Below are 16,299 nucleotides of genomic sequence, written 5' to 3'. Positions count from 1 at the left end.
GTATGCTATAATTAGTATAAATTAATATAACATATTTAAAAATTTCATAATATAAGCATGCTGTATATTAAAGTGCAAGGTTAGAAATTGATAACTGTATAGAAGACATTTAGTTAAGTATATAAAAATGATAGTAATTAAGAAATACAAAAGAAAGGGAAGTGATTTACAGGTGATATTAAAAGATAATTCTTATGTAGATTTACATATTCATAGTAATGCATCTGATGGAACCCATTCTCCAGAAGAATTAATAGAAGAAGCTTTAAAGAATGGTATAGAACTTATGGCTTTAACAGATCATGATGAAATAGAAAATATTGAAAAGATGAAATCATTGACAAAAGATAAAGGAATAGCTTTTTTACCAGGAATTGAAATTTCAAGTACATTTAAAGGTAAATTGTATCATATACTAGCATATGGAACAAATAATAAGAATAAAGAACTTATTAAACTTATAGATTATAATAAGTATTTATTAAACAAAAGAAATGATGAGTCTATTAAGTACTTGATTGAGAAGGGATATGAAATAGATTTTTCCGAATATGAAAAATATGAATATGATAGAAGAAGAGGAGGTTGGAAATCACTAAGTTTTCTAATAGATAAAGGAATTTGCAGGGATGTAGGAGACTATTTTAATAGGTTGTTTTACAAACAAAAGACCATCTTATTTCCTGAATTTCCTTCTACAGAAGAAGTAGTAAAGATAATAAAAAAAGCAGATGGAATACCTGTACTTGCGCATCCATATTATGAAAAAGATGACACCCCGGTTTCTAAGAAACTAAGCATATTTATAGATATGGGACTAGAGGGAATAGAGTGTTTTCATCCTAACCATAGTAATGATGTAATCAATAATTGTTTGGAGTGGTGCAGAAAAGAAGGAGTCATTATAACAGCAGGTTCAGACTTTCACGGAGGATTCATAGAAACGAGAAGGATGGGAACTCCAAAGGTTACGATTAAAGACCTCAATTTAGGAGAACTAAATAGCAAAATACTCGTATACTAATTGCTAGTCTATAAAGTTGTTTCGATAGTCTTAAATTTATAAAAGTTTGATTAGTTAAGTTTTTTATTAAAGGGGGAAATTAAATGGGTTTTTTAATAGGTTTTATATTTACTGTAGCTGTTTTAATAGGGATTTTATCCTTAATAGGTGTGATTATACTTCCTATAGCTGGAATAGCTCTAGGAATAGCATTCGTTGCAGCCATTTTAGCATTGGCATTTAATATAATTAAATGCGTATTTTCACTGCCAATGCTCATAATAATTGTTGTGTTAGCAGTACTTTACAGAAAAAGACGATATTAAAGCCAAAGTATAAGTGTCATACTTAGCATTAAATATGGATAAAAAAGATCGGGGGTTTTAGTTTGCTTTTAATAAAGAATGGAAAAATATTGACTATGGCTGGTAAAAGCTATGAAAATGGATGCGTGCTTATCGATAATGGAAAAATAGTAGAGGTAGGCGAAAATATAAATGTAGATAATAATGTAAAAGTTATTGATGCTAAAAAAGGATGGATTATGCCTGGAATAATAGATGCTCATTGTCATATAGGAATATATGAGCAAGATATGGGGTTTGAGGGGCTGGACGTAAATGAAGCTACAGATCCTGTAACTCCAGAACTTAGGGCAATTGATGCAATAAACCCAATGGATACAGCCTTTAATGATGCTGTAATGGGAGGGGTTACAACTGTAATGACGGGACCTGGAAGCGCTAATGTAATTGGTGGACAATTTGTAGCAATGAAAACCAGTGGTATTTCTGTTGATGATATGATTATATTAGAACCTGCAGCTATAAAGGTAGCTTTTGGAGAAAATCCCAAAAGGGTCTACAGAGATAGAAAAAAAGCCCCAACTACAAGGATGGCGACAGCAGCAATTTTGAGAGAAACTCTGACTAAGGCAAAAAGCTATAAGTTAAAAAAAGAAAAAGCTATTATAGAAAGAAAGGATTTTGAAGAAAATTTTAAAATGGAAGCTTTAATTCCAGTCATTGATAAAAAAATATCTATAAAGGCTCACTGCCATAGGGCAGATGATATACTCACTGCCATTAGAATAGCTAAAGAATTTGATGTGGAGATTACTTTAGATCACTGTACTGAAGGACATTTAATAGCGGACTATGTAAAAGCTTCAGGAAGAGCTGCTATTGTTGGTCCTACTCTTACAGACAGATCCAAAATAGAGTTAAAGAATAAGAGTTTTAAGACGCCTGCAATACTCCATGAAAAGGGAGTAAAAGTTGCTATAATGACTGACCATCCTGTGATTCCAATTCAATATCTTTCTATTTGTGCTGGTCTTGCAGCAAAAGAGGGGCTAGGAATAGAGGAAGCATTAAGAGCTATAACAATAAATGCAGCAGAAATTTGTGGTATTTCTAATAGAGTTGGAAGTATTGAAAAAGGCAAGGATGCCGACATTGCTATCTTTGATGGCAATCCCTTAGAAGTATTTACAAACACTATTTATACAATAATAAATGGAGAGATTGTGTACAAAGCTGAATAAGAGTTTTAAATCAAAAAGTCATGGAATTAATAATAAATTCCATGATTTTTTATTTTGCTCTAAAGAATATTATGTTGCCTTTTGTAAAAAATAATTTTAGGTATAGTTTTATATATAAAAGAATGCTAATAAGGAAGTGAGTGTATGGCTGAAGAAAATAAAAAAAACTCTTCTAGTGAAGATTCAGCTAACAAAACTTTGAGTAAAGATAAGGAATCTAATAAGAATTTAAAAGATAAAGAGGAGAAAAAGAAATATCCTAAAAACAGAACTGCTGAACAAATAGAGAATGAAACAGAAAGTTTTAAGCTTACAAAATCACTTCAAGAAAATATAGATTTATTTAATACTGTAATATTTAACGATGATGATTCCATAGTGTTTAGAGTTTTTCAAAATAAAAAAAGTGATGCGAAGTTTTGCATATTCTTTGTAGATGGAATGATAGATAACTTGATTGTAAATAAAAATGTAGTGAATCCTATAATAAATTCTTCGTTAGATAAGGATGTGGATTCTAACGATATTCCAAATTATTTAATGAATAAAGTTATAGATTCAAATTCTGTAAGAATTACAAGCGATATAGACAAAATCATAGATTCTGTAACCTATGGAGATACTATACTTTTATCTGAAGGAAGCAATAAAGCTTTAATAATAGATACAAAAGGATGGAATACAAGGGCGGTAACAGAGCCTCAAGGTGAAAGAATAGTAAGAGGACCAAGAGAAGGTTTTACAGAATCTCTAAGAATGAACCTTTCTATGATAAGAAGAAGAGTAAGAACGTCTAGATTAAAGCTCAAATTTAAGAAGATAGGTGTGAGAACTAAAACGGATGTATGCATAGCTTACATTGAGGGTATAGCTAAGCCTGAAATTATTGAAGAAGTTGAAAAAAATTTAGATGATATAAATATAGATGGGGTATTTTCAACACAGGAAATAGATGAGCTAATAAGCAGTAAATATATAACTACTTTTAATACCGTAGGAGTTTCAGAAAGAGCAGATGTGATAGCTAGAAAGCTTTTAGATGGAAGAATTGCAATATTTTGTGATGGAAGTCCAATGGTATTAACAATTCCTCATATATTCATTGAATACTTTCAAGTTAATGAAGATTATTATGAAGGTTACATATTTTCTTCTTTTAATAGATTGATTAGAATATTAGGCTTTTTTGCATCCATAAGTCTACCATCTATTTATATAGCTGCTGTAAACTTTCATCAAGAATTAATACCTACAAAACTTTTATTAAGTATAAAGCAGGCAAAACAAGGTACTCCGTTTCCAAGTTTATTAGAGCTAGTTTTGTTATTATTTACATTTGATGTTATACGTGAAGCAGGAATTAGGCTTCCAAGTCATGTAGGTGAAGCTGTGAGCATTGTTGGCGCACTGGTATTAGGGCAGGCAGCTGTAGATGCTAGAATTGTAAGCGCTCCTGTGGTCATAATTACAGCTGCAACAGGCATTACAGGATTACTTATACCTAATATTAAAGGTTCTACCATTACTATGAGAGCTGTACTTCTTCTTTTTACTTCCATGCTAGGTATTTATGGTTATATATTTGGATTAATACTATTGCTTACAAGATTAGTATCTATGAAGTCCTTTGGAATTCCATACATGTTAAACATAGGGGCTGTAAAGTTAAGAAATATGAAAGATACGTGTATAAGGTTACCTTGGTGGAAGCTTAATTTAAGAGATAAGTTTATTACAGAAGATAGAGTACGGCAATACAGCAAAAAAAGTAGAAAGAGAGGATAAAATGGAGATATTAAAAAAGCTTTTATCTCTTATTTTAACTTTAAGCATAAGCTTGACCCTTTCTGGATGTTGGAATTATAGAGAGTTAGATAGTTTAGAGATTGTAGCTGGCTATGCCCTTGATAAGGATGAAAATGGTGATTATATGTTAACAGTCGAATTTGCAATGCCAACTCCGGAAGGTACTTTAAATACTCCTTATATACTTACTTCAAAAGGAAAGACTATATTTGATGCTATAAGAAACATAATATTAGAAAAAGGAAGAAGAGCTTATTGGAATCATACAAAAGTAATAATTGTAAGCAAAGAAATAGCAGAGGAAGGAATGATTCCAGTTATAGATGTAGTATTTAGAAATGAAGAGTTAAGAGAAGATATCTATTTAATTGTTTCTCAGGAAAAAACTGCAAGAGAAATATTTTATAGAAAGTTAGAAGAATCTCAAGGAGAAAGAAGAGTTCTATCTTTTGATATAGAAGAGGCATTTAAAAATGGAAAACTTGTGGCTAAATTTCCTTTAGTGCATTTTTACAACTTTGCAGAAGAGCTTGAAAAGGAAGGAGTTTGCCCTATGCTGCCTACAATAAGAATAGAAAAAGAAGAGGGAAATGCAAATATTGTGCTTGGAGGAGCTGCACTATTTAAAAAAGATAAAGTAATTGGATATTTAAATGAGTATGAAGCTCAAAGCATAATGTTTTTAAAAGAAAAAAGTATATTTGCTCCTATGGTTGTAGAAGTAGATGATCCTCTCTCTGAAGAAAGCAATGGAAGGCGTAGAATCAGCTTTGAAACTTTAAAAATAAGAAGCAAGGTAAAGCCCATTGTTGACAATAATAAATTATTAGCTCAATGCAATATAAATATGGATTTAGACGTTCAAGATTTGGTAGAGAGTGAAATTGAATATCTTAGTAAGGAAGGGATAAGCATTTTAGAAGAAGCTGCAGAAGATAAAGTTAAGAAAAGAATAGAAGAAGCTATAGCTAAAGCATATAAAGGATATAGTTGCGATATATTAGGACTTGGATTAAAGATGAAACAGCAGAATCCTGATATGTGGAAAGAATTAAAAAGTAGTTGGGATAAAATGTTAAAAGAATTAGAAACAAAAATAGAAGTAAATGTTCAAATAAAAGGCAGTAGCCTATATAACAAATCTATAAAGGTACGGGAATAAATTATGGTTAGTATATGTAGTATATGGCTAGTGGTATTTATTTACTTATTAGTAATTTTTATAGATATGAGTTTTCTTTTAAAAAATAGATGTATAAAATCTGTAATAGTTTCTATGGTAATGTATGCTGTATCTTTAATAGTGATTATATTGGTTATTTTAGATATAAGTGTTCCAAGTCCAGCTAAAGCTATTGAAAAAATAGTGAGAATGATAATTTGAAATGAGATTAAAAATATAGAGGAGTGGTATAAATGAATGATAAAGGTATTTCTCAATATGAAGGAATTGCCTTAATAGCTTTGTATATATGGGGAGCTGTGTTTATAACTAATGTACTTGCTAGTAATGATATGTGGTTCATAATAATTATATCATTTGTAATTTCAATACCATTACTCATTGCTTATTCTAGAATAATGACAAATTTTAAAGGAGAAGATTTATATACCATATTAGAAATAGTATTTGGAAATGGTATTGGTAGGATTGTAACAATACTGTATACTTTGTTTTTTTTTAGTCTTGGAGCTATAGTATTAAGAAATTTTATAGAATATATAAGATTAACAAGTTTAAACAGAACTCCAATGATAATAACAGGAATTGTATTTGAAATTATAATTTCATATATGGTAAAACAGGGAACTGAAAGCTTTGGAAAATGTGCAGCAGTATTTATAATTGGACTTACTGTTGTAGCTGTGTTTTTAGGATTTTTTTTGATATTAAATGGTTCTGAACAAGCAAGCATATTGCTTGATTTTTATAAAGGGTTTAAGTCCACTATAATTTCTGTATATTCCTTTATATCATTTCCAATAGGAGAAGTCATAGTGTTTATGACCATATTTAATTCTTTAAAAAGTGATGTTTCTATATATAAAGTTTTTGTTGGAGGAATGTTATTTAGTATAGTAATAATTTTAATAAATACTATAGGTATAAATCTTATGCTTATGGGTAACGACCATCATGATATGTTTTTTCCTACTTTTATTGCTGTTCGAAGAATAAAAGTAGGAGAGATTATACAAAGAGTAGAAACTTTGATTTCAATAAAATTAGTTATAGAGAGTTTTGTTGAAATAAGTGCATGTTTATTTGCTTCTTGCAAGGGCATTAGTAAAATATTTAATATTAAAGATTATAGAAGTATATCTACAGCTACATCTTTGTTAATGGCAGCAGTATCTATAATACTATATGAAAACACTTTATATATGGCAGAGTGGAATGCTGAAATATGGCCGTATTACTCTTTTCCCTTTCAAATTTTGATACCAATAATTATATTACTGATATCAGAATTAAAGGTTAGAAAAAAAGAAAATCATGAAATTGAGAGAAATAAAAATTAAATATGAAGAAGATTATGAAAACGGTTAAGTTTATGGTTGACAAGTGGGTAAATTTGCTTTAATATATAGTTAACCGATTAAGTAAACCGATTAAATAAATCATAAAGTCGCAGTTAGGAGGGTTTGAAATGAATAATATCTGCGTTATTGGCAGCATGAATATAGATGTAGTTTTAAATGTTAAAAGAATGGTTAGGCTTGGCGAGACTATGTTTGCTAACAGTTTGAAAAATATTCCAGGAGGGAAGGGAGCAAATCAAGCCGTAGCTTGTTCACGCATGGGTGCAAAGGTTTACATGATATCAAAGGTTGGTATGGATGGAAATGGAGAGGTTTTGATTAAGGAACTTGTAAAGGATAATATCAATGTAGATTATGTATTCAAAGATAATAATGAAGCTACAGGCACAGCTATAATAACTGTAGATGAATATGCAAATAATTCAATAATAGTAGCATCTGGAGCGAATATGGCTATAAGCAAGGAAGAAATAAATAAATCTTCAGAGGCTATAGAAAAAAGTGAAGTAATAATTTCACAATTTGAAGTTCCTATGGAGGCTATTATAGAAGGCTTTAAAATAGCAAAGAAGAACAATAGAGTAACAATTTTAAATCCAGCTCCAGCAAAAGAAGTCCCAGAGGAATTATTAAAATATACTGATATCATAATCCCAAATGAAACTGAGGCCTTTGAGCTTACAGGTATAGAAGTTTCAAATTTAGAGAATGCTAAAATTGCAGCAAAGAAGCTTTTAGAAAAAGGAGTTAAATATGTAATTATAACTCTAGGTTCAAAAGGAGCCGCTTTAATAAATAATGAAAATGCAGAAATAATACCTGCTTTTAAGGTTAAAGCCATAGATACAACTGCAGCTGGAGATAGTTTCATAGGTGGATTAGCAAGTAAATTAAATATTAAAAATCTTTCCTTTGAAAATGTTAAAAATGCTGTATTGTTTGGAAATAAAGTATCATCTATAACTGTTCAAAGAGAAGGAGCACAGCCTTCAATTCCAACTTTAGAAGAAGTTAAAAGAGTGTATGGGGAGGAATAAAAATGAAAAAGACACCATTATTAAACAGCCACATATCTGAAGTTATATCCAGAATGGGACATAATGATACTTTAGCTATTGGAGATTGTGGACTTCCAATTCCTGAAGAAACAAGAAGAATAGATTTAGCTCTAGTAAAAGGAATTCCAACTTTTATAGATACTCTTAAAGCTGTTTTATTAGAACAACAAGTGGAAGAAGTTATTGTAGCAAGGGAAACTAAAGAAGTTAGTCCAGAAGTGTTTGAATCAATAAAAAAAGAAGTTGGAGAAGTTAAAATAACATTTATTTCACATGAAGAATTGAAAGAAGAGTTAAAAAAATGCAAAGCTGTAATAAGAACAGGAGAACAAACTCCTTATGCTAATGTGATACTTAGATCAGGGGTTGTGTTTTAAGGAGGGATAAAATGAAAGATAAAAAGCCTATGTTAGAGATGCAAGGCATAACGAAATCTTTTCCAGGAGTAAAAGCTTTAGATGGAGTAAATCTTAAAGCTTATGGAGGAGAAGTTTTGGCTTTACTTGGAGAAAATGGAGCAGGTAAGTCTACACTTATGAAAATACTAAGTGGAGTATATAAAAAAGATTCCGGAAAGATTTTTATAGAAGGAGAAGAAGTAGAACCTACTAATATAAAGGAAGCTGAAAAGTTAGGGGTTTCAATAATACATCAAGAGTTAAGTGTGCTTCCTAACTTAACAGTAGCAGAAAATATATTTTTAGGAAATGAAAAGTTTAGTAAATTTTCAAGAAGAATTCATAAATCTGTTTTAAGAGAAAGAAGTAAGGCATTTCTAGAACAAATAGGGTCAAAAGTAGATCCAGATACTTTAGTCAAAGATGTAAGCGTTGGAGAAATGCAGATGATTGAAATTGCAAAAGCTTTAACTAAGAATTCAAAGATAATAATAATGGATGAGCCTACTACAGCCTTAACAGAAGTAGAAACTAAAAAACTTTTTGAAGTTATAGAGAAACTTAAAAAGAAAGGCATAGCTGTAATTTATATATCACATAGAATGGAAGAGATTTTTGCAATATGTGATAGAGTTACAGTTCTCAGAGATGGACAATATGTTGGAGATGCTAAAACTAGCGAAGTATCCAATGATGATTTAATAGCAATGATGGTTGGAAGAAAACTTGAAGAACAATTTCCATATAGAAGAGAAAAAGTTGGAGATGTTATATTAAAGGTTGAAAACATTAAATATAAGAATAAAGTAAACGATGTAAGTTTTGAGGTTAAAGCAGGAGAAATATTAGGAGTAGCAGGGCTTATGGGTTCAGGAAGAACTGAACTTGCTAAGGTCATTTTTGGAGAATATAAAAAAGATGATGGAGAAATTTATGTAGATGGGGAAAAGGTAAAAATTTCTTCACCAAAGGATGGTATAGAGAATGGAATATGCTATTTATCAGAGGATAGAAAGAGAGAAGGTTTAATACTTGGAATGTCAGTGGGAGAGAACATGACCATTTCTAATCTAAAAAAATATGAAAATGGAATAAAGAGAATAGATAAAAAGAAGGAAAGAAAAGATATAGAAGAGTATATCAAAAAACTTTCAGTAAAAACTCCATATCCAGAGCAGCTTATGAAGAATTTAAGTGGAGGAAATCAACAGAAGGCTATACTTGCAAAATGGATTATGTTATCTCCAAAGGTATTGATAATAGATGAACCTACAAAGGGAATAGACGTAGGAGCAAAAAAAGAAATTTATGAAGTTTTAAATGAACTAAAGGCATCAGGAAAAGCTATAATAATGATTTCATCAGACTTGCCAGAGGTTATGGGAGTAAGTGATAGAATAATGGTTATGCACGAAGGTAAGGTCAGTGGAATTTTATCTCATGATGAAGCAAATCAAGAGAAGATTATGAAGTATGCAGTAGGAGTTCACAACTAGAGAAAATTGAAATATACAGGAAAGGGAGAAGAGTTATGAATAATAATTTTAAAAATTTTTTAATGAAATATAAGACTCTATTTGGTTTTGTGATTTTATGCGTAATAATGGCTATTCTGTCTCCAAGATTCTTGGCTGTATCTAACATAAGAAATGTTCTTACACAAGTTTCTGTTAATGCTGTTATTGCTGTAGGAATGACTTTTGTAATTTTAACTGGAGGAATAGACTTATCAGTAGGTTCAACTCTTGCTATAAGTGGAGCAGTTGCAGCTACTTTAGTAAAAAACAATGGAAATGTGTTTATAGCTGTATTGGCAGCACTAGTTATAGGGGCTTTAGTTGGGTTAATCAATGGAGTTTTTGTTGCAAAAGGTAAGATTCAAGCGTTTATAGTAACATTAGCTACTATGACTATATTTAGAGGAGCAACTCAGGTTTATACAAATGGTACTCCTGTATCTGGATTAGGTAAAAGTTTTGGTGTTATAGGAAATAAAGATGTAATTGGAATTCCATTTCCTGTGTTAATTACAATAATAGTATTTTTAGCAGCACTTTATGTATTAAGCGAAACAAGATATGGAAGATATGTGTTTGCATTAGGTGGAAACGAGGATTCAGCAAGACTATCAGGTATAAATACAGATAAAATAAAGACTTTAGTATATGTCATATCTGGAATAACAGCAGCTATTAGTGGAATAATAGTTACAAGCAGAATAGGATCTGCTTCAGCTACAGCAGGATCAGGCTATGAATTAGATGCTATTGCAGCAGTAGTTCTTGGAGGAACTAGTCTTTCAGGAGGAGAAGGAAGTGTAATAGGAACTATAATAGGTGCTTTAATCATTGGAGTGTTAAATAATGGATTGAATTTATTAAATGTATCTCCATATTATCAAGCAATAGTTAAAGGTATAGTAATTCTTTTAGCTGTATTAATAGATAAAAAAAATAAATAAATAAAAATAAAAAGGAGGAAAATATTATGAAAAAAAACATTAAAAAAATCATGTCTGTTTTAGCAGCAGGAGTACTAGTTTTAGGACTTGCTGGCTGTGGACAAGGTAATCAAGGCGGGGAAGAAGGACAAAAAAGTACTGGAAATAAAGTAGGTATGGTTATATCAACACTAAATAATCCATTTTTCGTTTCAATGCAAGAAGGAGCTCAAGCTAAAGCTAAAGAAATGGGCTATGATCTTATAGTATTAGATTCACAAAATGACCCTGCAAAAGAAAGATCTAATGTAGAAGATTTAGTACAACAAGGAGTTTCTGTGTTAATAGTTAATCCAACAGACAGTGATGCAGTTGCTAATTCAATTCAAATAGCTAATGATGCTAATATACCTGTTATAACAGTAGATAGACAGTCAAATGGAGGAGAAGTTATATCTCACATAGCATCAGATAATGTAAAAGGTGGAGAAATGGCAGCTAATTATATTCTTGAGCAGCTAAAAGATAAAAGTGAAATAAAGGTAGTTGAATTACAAGGAACTCCTGGAACATCGGCTGCAAGAGAAAGAGGTCAAGGATTTCATAATGTAATTGATAAACAAACTAATGTAAAAGTTGTTGCAAGTCAAGCCGCTGATTTTGATAGAACTAAAGGTTTAACAGTAATGGAAAATATAATTCAAGCTCAACCAGAGTTTGATGTTGTATTTGCTCACAATGATGAGATGGCATTAGGAGCAGTTAAAGCTATAAAAACAGCAAATAAAAATGTTATGGTTATAGGCTTTGATGGAAATGACGACGCTAAAGATGCTGTACAAAAAGGTGATATGACTGCGACTGTAGCTCAACAACCATCTTTAATGGGAAGTACAGCTGTAGAAAACGCAGTTAAAGTTATAAAAGGTGAAACTATAGAAAAACAAATTCCAGTAGAACTTCAATTTATAACTAAATAAGATAGATAAATAATATTAAAGCGCCGATTTCATCGGCGTTTTATTTGTCTATATAATTTCTGAGTTTGCTATAATTTATATTTTGTATAAACTAATATATTATAATAATAAATAACATAAAGTCTAGTTCATATGTGGATTCGGAGGAATTGTGAGTAATGAAAAAGGTTACTATGAAGGATATTGCTATAAAAGCAGGTGTATCTAAAGCTACGGTTTCTATGGTTCTAAATAAGAAAGATAATAGTATAAGTAGTGCAACGAAAAATAAGATATTGAAAATAGCTGAAGAATTAAATTATATACCTAATAGTGTAGCAAGAAGTTTAAGTACTAATAGGTCTGAAACTATAGGAATTATTTTGCCAGATATAATTAATCCCTTTTTCTCAGAAATAGCAAGAGCAATAGAGGATGCAGCTAGCAAACTAAGTTATAATGTTATATTTTGTAATACAGATAATGATACAAATAAGGAGATAAAATATACAAAGCTCCTTATAAGCAAGCTAGTAGATGGCGTAGTATTTCTAACAGGTGGGAAAAGTAGTGAACCTTTAGAAATTTTGCATAGCAATAATATTCCCTTTGTATTAGTAGATAGAGATGTTGAGTATGACAACAATTATTGCGGGATATACTGCCTAAATAAGGAAGGAGTAATTAAAGCAATAGAGTATTTAATAAGTAAGGGAAGAAAAAAAATAGCTTTTGTAACAGGAAATAAAGATTTGAATGTTTCAAAACAAAGGATAGAAGGATACAAAGAAGCTATGACCAATTATAATATATATTGTGAAAGTTTAATATTTGAAGGTGATTTTACTATTGAGGGTGGTATGAAAGTTACTGAAAAAATTTTATCTAGTAATAAATATGTAGATTCCATATTTTATAGCAATGATATAATGGCTTTAGGAGGACTTAAAGTTTTATTAAGAAAAGGATTTAGAGTTCCAGAGGATATAAGTGTAGTTGGATTTGATAATATAAACATATCTAATTTTACGGAACCTGAACTAACTACTGTGGCTCAGCCTATATATGATATGGGAAAGAAAGCTTGTGAATTGTTAATAGACATAATAAATGGCAAGCCTGTTAATAGAAAGACATACTTTAATACAGAACTAATTATAAGAGGAACAACTTGAGCATTTTAATCATGGGCAGTCAGCAACATTGATTTCCCATGATTTTTATTATAAAAATATTTAATGGAAAATCCATATTAACTATTTTACAAAAAACTACGATATTTTATAGTATAGTAGTTTTTATTAATAAAAAAGTATTAGATGGGAGATTAAATATGAAAAGAAAAAAAAGTACCGTTGTTTTAATATGGATAATAGTTGCTTTAATAGCCGTTATTGTTTTTAAAATTAAAGGCACAGATAATAACAAAGGATTTAAAGTAGTAAAATGGAATAACTTTTATAAAGGTGATAATATAAAATTATATTATGGCAGTACAGATAAACAATTATTAAAGCAGTTAAATGAAAAATATAATTTAAAAAAAATAACTGAAGGTGGTAAAAACGATTTTGATAAAAGCCTCAAAATACTGGATTGGATAAATAAAAACATGCCTAATAAAGATACTATGGATTATGATGAAAACATAGATTATTCAGAAGAAGGAACTTTTGATATATTATCACAAGAAAATAAGAATACATATTCAAGTAGAGAAATTTGTATTGTATTTAACGAATTTGCAATTGCATCAGGAATTATATCAAGAATAGGAGAATTAAGTTCTGATCCAGATAGTTTTACAAGAAAGGAAGGAAGTATGATAATCTGTGAAGTCTGGAGTAATGATTATAATAAGTGGATAATGATAGATGCAACTAGAGGAGCATATATGGAATATAATAATATACCTTTAAGTGCGATAGAGGTTATAGAAAGAGGATTGGCTAACATAAAAATAATAGGTGTAAAAGATAATGAAGAGTATGAAGAATACGTAGATGATGTGAAAAAGTATTTTCATAATTACCTTATAAAAATAGATAATAGTATTTATGGTGAGAAAAATAGCAATTCCTACTTGTGTTTTATAAATAATAAAGAAAATAAAAACTTTTTAAATGAAAATAGTGTAAAAAGGCCTATTATATACACTTATAACAAGAACTTGTTTAAACTGTCTCCTAGATATGAATTGAATAAGATTGAGAAAGATGAAATACCAACTCTCATATTTTCAAAAAAGAATATAACAAAGGATGATTCAGACATTAAGATGGAAATTTACGGGGGAGCATTTCAAGATAGTGCTATGATTAATAGATATTACATAAGCATTAATAATAGACCTTTTAAGCAACAAAACTCATATTTTGAGGTGGAAATAAAAGAAGGCATAACTAATATAAGATTATCTAAGGACGGAAAGAGTGCTATAAGAGAAGTAGTTTTTGAGTTTATAGAATAAAGTTACGCACGTATGCATTAGAAATACTGAATTATATCGAGAATATGATTTTGAGATCTAAAGTCTTAATATAACGTTAATTTAAAATTAGTGGACAAAGGCTTTTTTAAAATAGTATAATTCTAAATGAATTGAAATGTAACTAATAAAAATATGGAAGCGAGTGTGGAAGTTTGTGGAGAATTTAATATTCATATTTAAAGCTATAATCATAGGTATTGTGGAAGGAATTACAGAGTTCTTGCCAGTATCTTCTACAGGACATATGATTATTGTAGGACACCTTATTGGATTTAAGGAAGGTATGCTCCCTAAAGAACTATATACTAAGCAGTACATAGATGCATTTACTATGATAATTCAATTAGGAGCTATATTAGCTATAGTGGTGTTATATTGGAATAAAATAAGCAGTACTTTTCAGAACTTTTCTCCTAAAAAAACTAAATCAGGATTCAAATTTTGGCTTAATGTATGTATAGCGTGTATACCAGCTGCTTTTTTAGGTGTTGTATTAGGATTAGATGATATTATCGAAGAAAAATTATTTAATCCAGTAACTGTAACAGTAGCTTTATTGGTAGGAGCTATATGGATGTTGTATGCAGAAAAAAGATACAGAGGGAAATTTACTACAAAAAGTATTGATGATGTGAATGTAAAACAAGCATTTATTATAGGAGCTTTTCAATGCTTAGCTATGTGGCCAGGAATGTCAAGATCAGCATCAACTATAATAGGTGCTTGGATAGCTGGTTTATCAACTGTTGCTGCTGCTGAGTTTTCATTCTTTTTAGCACTACCTGTAATGATTGGAGTATCTATAATAAAACTTATAAAGATCAATATACTGGCTTTGCATTCTATGCAGATTATTGCTCTTACAGTTGGGTTTGTAGTATCTTTTGTGGTCGCCCTTATTGTTGTTGATAAATTTATTTCTTTTTTACAAAAGAAACCTATGAGGGTATTTGCTATATATAGAATATTTATAGGAATTATTTTATTAGGATTGATACTTTTAAATGTCTTATAAATTTAATTGGATTAACGGATTCAAAAGAATCCGTTTTTTTATAATTATTTTTTTATTATCGGTAATAATAAAGTTATATAACTTTGTTTATTTTTAATATAATTTTTAGAAAGGGTGATAAAAATGGATTGGAATAAGAAAATAGAAGACATTATAAATAATAAAAAATGGATAAAAAATGATACAGGATTATGGAAAATTCAATGTTGTAAGCTTTTTAAGGATAATGGAGAACTTATGTTATTTATAGTAACGGATGAATTAAATGGACCTGCAGTTGCGAGAGTTGAAAAAGTAGTTGTAACAAACAATAGTAGTGAATTAGTTATGTTCTATGATAATGAATATGATGCAGTTTTAGAAGAAGATGAGTACGAACATTATTCTGAGTTCTTGACCCGTGAAGAATGGGATGTTTTATTCAGTGGAAATGCAGCTAAGGAACTATTTGAAATGGATATGCTATCAGAAGAAGAAGGATTTTATGTAGAACCTCATGAAGGTATAGAAAGATTTATGAATAATTATGATAAAGAAATTTCTGAAGAAATAGCAGGATATTTCAATCTATGAAAAATTATACAATTATATAAGATATGATTTATATAAATTTTTATTATATTTATAGAAAAATGCATTCAACGCATCCACAAGTGTCAATATAAGAAAAAGAAAGCAATATGAAATATTCTAGTTCTTTATGGTGATAATTTAGATAAATTAGCAGTATTTTAGGAAATAAACAAAAATGTTTTGATAATATATATATCGTTGTCGCAAGAGATCACAAATGTGATGGCTAATGCAGAGGATGATTACTAAAGTATAGAGATTAGTAACTAGAAATTAGATAAAAAAATTGTTGACAAGTAAATTAAAATATGATATCCTAATAGAGCTGTCAGATGATGGCGAAAAATAAAAGATTTGGTCTTTGAAAATTAAACAGAATTAAGGTAAATAAAAGCCAGTCAATGACTTATGAGTAGATTAAACTTTTAATATGAGAGTTTGATCCTGGCTCAGGACGAACGCTGGC

16 protein-coding genes are annotated in these 16,299 nt (G+C 29.8%); all 16 read left to right on the top strand.

Going from position 1 to position 16,299, the window contains the following annotated elements; all coding sequences use genetic code 11:
- The first annotated feature begins 127 nt into the window (after window positions 1–127).
- The 16 genes from CPAL_RS06025 to CPAL_RS05950 all read left to right on the top strand — a co-directional run bounded on the left by CPAL_RS06025 (window position 128) and on the right by CPAL_RS05950 (window position 15,833).
- On the top strand, window positions 128–1,024 hold the full coding sequence (locus CPAL_RS06025) for a PHP domain-containing protein (protein WP_106024266.1): 897 nt from the start codon (window positions 128–130) through the stop codon (window positions 1,022–1,024).
- Between the two features lie 83 nt (window positions 1,025–1,107).
- Window positions 1,108–1,329, top strand: coding sequence for a hypothetical protein (locus tag CPAL_RS06020; RefSeq protein ID WP_061858314.1), 222 nt, complete (start codon window positions 1,108–1,110; stop codon window positions 1,327–1,329).
- A 62-nt stretch (window positions 1,330–1,391) separates the two neighbouring features.
- Window positions 1,392–2,549 (top strand): amidohydrolase, encoded by a 1,158-nt coding sequence (locus CPAL_RS06015; protein ID WP_106024265.1) that lies wholly within the window; start codon window positions 1,392–1,394, stop codon window positions 2,547–2,549.
- Window positions 2,550–2,693: 144 nt separating this feature from the next.
- Window positions 2,694–4,334: a spore germination protein gene (locus tag CPAL_RS06010; protein ID WP_061858316.1), complete on the top strand. Its 1,641-nt coding sequence runs from the start codon at window positions 2,694–2,696 to the stop codon at window positions 4,332–4,334.
- A 1-nt stretch (window position 4,335) separates the two neighbouring features.
- The gene (locus tag CPAL_RS06005) at window positions 4,336–5,517 is read left to right on the top strand and encodes a Ger(x)C family spore germination protein (RefSeq protein WP_106024264.1); all 1,182 of its coding nucleotides are present in this window, start codon (window positions 4,336–4,338) and stop codon (window positions 5,515–5,517) included.
- 3 nt (window positions 5,518–5,520) lie between these two features.
- Window positions 5,521–5,739 (top strand): hypothetical protein, encoded by a 219-nt coding sequence (locus CPAL_RS13865; protein WP_061858318.1) that lies wholly within the window; start codon window positions 5,521–5,523, stop codon window positions 5,737–5,739.
- Between the two features lie 32 nt (window positions 5,740–5,771).
- On the top strand, window positions 5,772–6,878 hold the full coding sequence (locus tag CPAL_RS05995) for a GerAB/ArcD/ProY family transporter (protein ID WP_106024263.1): 1,107 nt from the start codon (window positions 5,772–5,774) through the stop codon (window positions 6,876–6,878).
- 128 nt (window positions 6,879–7,006) lie between these two features.
- A complete protein-coding gene (gene rbsK, locus CPAL_RS05990) occupies window positions 7,007–7,936 on the top strand; it encodes a ribokinase (protein WP_061858320.1) in 930 nt (309 codons plus the stop codon).
- 2 nt (window positions 7,937–7,938) lie between these two features.
- Window positions 7,939–8,334, top strand: a complete 396-nt coding sequence (gene rbsD, locus CPAL_RS05985) for a D-ribose pyranase (RefSeq protein ID WP_061858321.1) — start codon at window positions 7,939–7,941, stop codon at window positions 8,332–8,334.
- 11 nt (window positions 8,335–8,345) lie between these two features.
- Window positions 8,346–9,851, top strand: coding sequence for a sugar ABC transporter ATP-binding protein (locus CPAL_RS05980; protein ID WP_061858322.1), 1,506 nt, complete (start codon window positions 8,346–8,348; stop codon window positions 9,849–9,851).
- A 35-nt stretch (window positions 9,852–9,886) separates the two neighbouring features.
- Window positions 9,887–10,816: an ABC transporter permease subunit gene (locus CPAL_RS05975; protein ID WP_061858323.1), complete on the top strand. Its 930-nt coding sequence runs from the start codon at window positions 9,887–9,889 to the stop codon at window positions 10,814–10,816.
- Between the two features lie 26 nt (window positions 10,817–10,842).
- A complete protein-coding gene (rbsB, locus tag CPAL_RS05970) occupies window positions 10,843–11,775 on the top strand; it encodes a ribose ABC transporter substrate-binding protein RbsB (protein ID WP_061858324.1) in 933 nt (310 codons plus the stop codon).
- A 158-nt stretch (window positions 11,776–11,933) separates the two neighbouring features.
- Complete coding sequence (locus tag CPAL_RS05965; protein ID WP_061858325.1) at window positions 11,934–12,929, top strand: LacI family DNA-binding transcriptional regulator; 996 nt, start codon at window positions 11,934–11,936, stop codon at window positions 12,927–12,929.
- 158 nt (window positions 12,930–13,087) lie between these two features.
- Window positions 13,088–14,224: a hypothetical protein gene (locus CPAL_RS05960; protein ID WP_061858326.1), complete on the top strand. Its 1,137-nt coding sequence runs from the start codon at window positions 13,088–13,090 to the stop codon at window positions 14,222–14,224.
- Between the two features lie 175 nt (window positions 14,225–14,399).
- Entirely contained in the window at window positions 14,400–15,260 is an 861-nt protein-coding gene (locus CPAL_RS05955) for an undecaprenyl-diphosphate phosphatase (RefSeq protein WP_061858327.1), read from the top strand.
- A 123-nt stretch (window positions 15,261–15,383) separates the two neighbouring features.
- Window positions 15,384–15,833 carry a hypothetical protein gene (locus CPAL_RS05950; protein WP_061858328.1) on the top strand — a complete coding sequence of 150 codons (450 nt, stop codon included), beginning with the start codon at window positions 15,384–15,386 and terminating at the stop codon, window positions 15,831–15,833.
- The last annotated feature ends 466 nt before the right edge of the window (window positions 15,834–16,299 follow it).

The organism is Clostridium thermopalmarium DSM 5974 (assembly GCF_002995795.1).
GTDB classification, from domain to species: Bacteria; Bacillota; Clostridia; order Clostridiales; family Clostridiaceae; genus Clostridium_H; species Clostridium_H thermopalmarium.
Note: the sequence above shows the minus strand (reverse complement) of the source record. Positions and strands in the feature narration are given on the sequence as shown.

Coding starts and splice junctions, on each gene's coding strand:
- CPAL_RS05960 (WP_061858326.1), top strand. CDS start 13,088: ATGAAAAGAAAAAAAAGTACCGTTGTTTTAATATGGATAATAGTTGCT.
- CPAL_RS05995 (WP_106024263.1), top strand. CDS start 5,772: ATGAATGATAAAGGTATTTCTCAATATGAAGGAATTGCCTTAATAGCT.
- CPAL_RS13865 (WP_061858318.1), top strand. CDS start 5,521: ATGGTTAGTATATGTAGTATATGGCTAGTGGTATTTATTTACTTATTA.
- rbsK (WP_061858320.1), top strand. CDS start 7,007: ATGAATAATATCTGCGTTATTGGCAGCATGAATATAGATGTAGTTTTA.
- CPAL_RS05980 (WP_061858322.1), top strand. CDS start 8,346: ATGAAAGATAAAAAGCCTATGTTAGAGATGCAAGGCATAACGAAATCT.
- rbsD (WP_061858321.1), top strand. CDS start 7,939: ATGAAAAAGACACCATTATTAAACAGCCACATATCTGAAGTTATATCC.
- CPAL_RS05975 (WP_061858323.1), top strand. CDS start 9,887: ATGAATAATAATTTTAAAAATTTTTTAATGAAATATAAGACTCTATTT.
- CPAL_RS06005 (WP_106024264.1), top strand. CDS start 4,336: ATGGAGATATTAAAAAAGCTTTTATCTCTTATTTTAACTTTAAGCATA.
- rbsB (WP_061858324.1), top strand. CDS start 10,843: ATGAAAAAAAACATTAAAAAAATCATGTCTGTTTTAGCAGCAGGAGTA.
- CPAL_RS06010 (WP_061858316.1), top strand. CDS start 2,694: ATGGCTGAAGAAAATAAAAAAAACTCTTCTAGTGAAGATTCAGCTAAC.
- CPAL_RS05965 (WP_061858325.1), top strand. CDS start 11,934: ATGAAAAAGGTTACTATGAAGGATATTGCTATAAAAGCAGGTGTATCT.
- CPAL_RS05950 (WP_061858328.1), top strand. CDS start 15,384: ATGGATTGGAATAAGAAAATAGAAGACATTATAAATAATAAAAAATGG.
- CPAL_RS06020 (WP_061858314.1), top strand. CDS start 1,108: ATGGGTTTTTTAATAGGTTTTATATTTACTGTAGCTGTTTTAATAGGG.
- CPAL_RS06025 (WP_106024266.1), top strand. CDS start 128: ATGATAGTAATTAAGAAATACAAAAGAAAGGGAAGTGATTTACAGGTG.